Here is a 1,251-nt window from a genome sequence, read left to right as displayed (position 1 = left end):
CTCGAAGAGGTGCTGATGAAGGGCGCGACGCACAATCTGATCGTGCGCACCCGCACCGACGTGGCGCTGTACGTGCTCAACCACAAGCGCGGCCATCTGCGCGACCTCGAGACCGGCTTCCGGGTGTCGCTGTCGGTGTTGGCGGATCCGACCGTCAGCGGCCAGCAGTCGTTCGTGATAGACCGCGGCGAACAGGTCCACACGCTGGAGACCGCCAAGGCGCTGCTCGCGGCACAGATCGCCGCCTCCCCGGCGCCGCTCGACGAGCCCGAGGATGACGACGGCTACGATTTCGAAGCCGAGATCGAAACCGACGAGACTGTCGGCCTCGCCGAGGATCAGGGCAGCGAAGCCGGTGAAAGCGAAGGCGAAGGCCGCAAGCGCCGTCGCCGCCGCCGTCGTCGGCGGTCGGGCGAGCCGCGTGACGCCGCCGAGGCCGGTGCAGTGGGCGAAGACGGCGAGCAGCCGTTCGTGACCGAAGGCGTCGAACAGGTCGGCGAAGCTGACGAAGGCGACGAGGCCGGTGAAGATGACAGCGAGGCCGAAGTCCGCGCCGACCAGGGCGAGAACGGCGAACGCCGTCCGCGCCGCCGCGGTCGTCGTGGTGGCCGCCGCCGCCGTGGCACTGCGGATGGCACCGAGACAGAGGCCGGCGTGGTCGGCTCGATCAGCGACGAACTGAACGCAACCGACGAAGCCGAATCCGCCGATGCGGTCGCCGACTTCGACGGCGGCAGCCCGTCGGTGCAGCCGGGCTTCGAACCGGCAGCCGAGACCGAACAGCCGCATCACGCCGCGCCGCAGGACGCTGCGCCGTCCGAACCGCAGCACACGGCAGCAGCCGCCGCCGCACTCGACAGCGGCGACGCATCCGCCGAAGACGACAGCGCCGCGAAGAAGGCTGCGCGTCGCCGCTCTACGGTTCGCGAAAAGGTGAGCTTCGGCGCGCAGGCCGCCTCCGACACGACGACGGAAGCCGCGGCCGACGTGCAGCCCGAGCCGACCGCTGAGGCCGAGCAGCCCGCAGCGGCCGCGCCTGCGACAGAAGCCCCCGCCGCCGAGGCAGCGACGCAAGCAGCCGAGCAGCCCGCGCAGGAGCCCTCCTCCACCGCCCCGCGCCGCGTCGGCTGGTGGTCCCGCCGGTTCGGCGGCGGCAATTAAGCCGCCATCAAGACAACAGCTTCCAAAATGCCCGCGCACGCCGCGGGCATTTTCATTTCAGCCGCCAGCGGTCGGTTTGCGACCATCGTC

General features: G+C 70.9%; 1 pseudogene. It reads left to right on the top strand.

The window, feature by feature from the left end:
* A pseudogene (locus DYI24_RS26785) lies at positions 1 to 1,161 on the top strand (ribonuclease E/G); the annotation flags it as partial.
* Between the last annotated feature and the right edge of the window lie 90 nt (positions 1,162 to 1,251).

Source organism: Rhodopseudomonas sp. BR0C11 (genome assembly GCF_010820945.1).
Classification (GTDB): domain Bacteria; phylum Pseudomonadota; class Alphaproteobacteria; order Rhizobiales; family Xanthobacteraceae; genus Rhodopseudomonas; species Rhodopseudomonas palustris_H.
This window is presented reverse-complemented; position numbering and strand designations above follow the sequence as displayed.